The following is a 1,774-nucleotide window of genomic DNA, read 5'->3' as shown; positions in this document are numbered from 1 at the left end:
AGGAACCGGCCGCGACGAAGACCGTGACGAGTACGAGGACGAGGATCAGCGCCGAGGTCGCGATCATCATGTTCAGCGCCGCGCGCGCGCCGGCGAGCGCGGCGTCCTGCGGGATGGTCATGATGAGGTGCCAACGTTCGGCAATGCCCGGAAAGCGGACCGGCACGGCCGAGACGAAGTCGCGTGCGCCGTCCTTGCCCTTTCCCAGTTCGACGACCGGGCCGTCGACCCGGTCGGACGCCTCGACGAGCTTGGCGATCTCCGGCTGGTCGATCGGCTTGCCCAGAAGCCCGGTATCCGGATGTGCGACCCAGGACCCGCCGGCCGCGATCATGATCTGCCCGACGCCGAGAGGAGCAAGGCTGCCGGCGAAGGCCTGGAGCTGCGACAGCCCCATATCGACGCCCGCCATGCCGATGGCCGCACCGGCCTTGTCGTGGACGACGCCGACGGCCGTCGTCATCAGGACGCTCTTGCCGTCGACGGTGTAGGCGTAGGGATCGAGGACCCGCGGCCGGTTCTGTCGTACCGGCTTGTCGTACCACTCCCCTGCGCCGTCCGCCGCCGTCATGCCGAGCGTCTCGATGCTCGGGGCGCCGTCCGGCTTCCGGAACGCGTAGGGGATGAACCGGCCCGACTCGCCGTCCTTCCCGTCGAAGGCGCCCGGCTCCATGCCGACCGACAGGCCGACGATGTTCGGGTTGCTGGCGATCACGACCTTCATCATCGCCTCGACCGCCCGGCGGTCGGGCGATCCCGTCGCGACGTTGCCGGCGACGGCGTTCGCCACCGTCGCGGCGACGGCCGATCCCTCGACGATCCTGAGAGAGACGTCGTTGGCATAGCGGTCGAGGAGGGTCCTCATCTCCCGCTCGGCCGCGTCGTGGGACGAGCGGTACATGAAGTACGAGCCGCTGAGTGTCACGGTCGCCATCGCGATGATGGTGACGATGCCGCCTCCGAGCGTCAGCCGCGATTTTATGCTTCTCAAATTAAGCATCGTGCGGTCTCGATATCGAAGAGATTCGAACCCAGCGCATCGCTCTGCGCGACGTGCTATCATGTCTTGCGCGTACTGCGTTATTATTAATAATAGATTATTAAAACTAAAACTGACGTAATGCTCTAGGTAATGAAGCAAGGAAAAGGATTAAATTCCCGATGTTGCGGGCGGTCCTTGTCGCATCTCTGCCTGGGTATGTCGCGGCGAGGGCCATCACGTCACGGCGATGCGCGAAGGAGTGTGCCCTCTCTCGCGCATCCGCCGCATCGGCATCCCGCTCCCTCGCTCCGGTCAGGCGGCCTGGATGTCGCGCAGGAAGGTGTCGACCTCCTGCTTCACGCTGAGCGATTGCGTCGCCAGCTCGGCCGCCGCCCCCAGCACCTGCGTCGCCGCGCTGCCGGTCTCGCCGGCCGAGGTCAGCACCCGCGCCACGTTGGCCGACACGTCCTGGGTGCCGTGCGCCGCTTCCGCGGCGTTGCGCGAGATCTCCGTCGTCGCCTCCGTCTGCTGCACAACGGTGGCGGCGATCATCCCCGAGATCTCGTTGATCGACGCGATCGTCCGGCCGATCTGCAGGATCGCCTCGCCGGCACGCCCGGTCGCGGCCTGGATCGCCGTGATCTGGCCGCCGATCTCCTCGGTCGCCTTGGCGGTCTGGCCGGCCAGTTCCTTGACCTCGGCGGCCACCACCGCGAAGCCCCGGCCCGCCTCGCCGGCCCGGGCCGCCTCGATCGTGGCATTGAGCGCCAGCAGGTTGGTCTGCGCGGCGAT

Annotated in this window: 2 protein-coding genes; both read right to left on the bottom strand. The window is 67.1% G+C overall.

Annotation, left to right across the window (positions count from 1 at the left end; translation table 11 throughout):
- A partial coding sequence (locus QR78_RS26165) for a cache domain-containing protein (RefSeq protein WP_202972805.1) occupies nucleotides 1–1,000 on the bottom strand: 1,000 nt, incomplete at its 3' end.
- A 294-nt stretch (nucleotides 1,001–1,294) separates the two neighbouring features.
- A partial coding sequence (locus tag QR78_RS26160) for a methyl-accepting chemotaxis protein (RefSeq protein ID WP_048430531.1) occupies nucleotides 1,295–1,774 on the bottom strand: 480 nt, incomplete at its 5' end.

Source organism: Methylobacterium indicum (assembly GCF_001043895.1).
GTDB classification, from domain to species: Bacteria; Pseudomonadota; Alphaproteobacteria; order Rhizobiales; family Beijerinckiaceae; genus Methylobacterium; species Methylobacterium indicum.
This window is presented reverse-complemented; position numbering and strand designations above follow the sequence as displayed.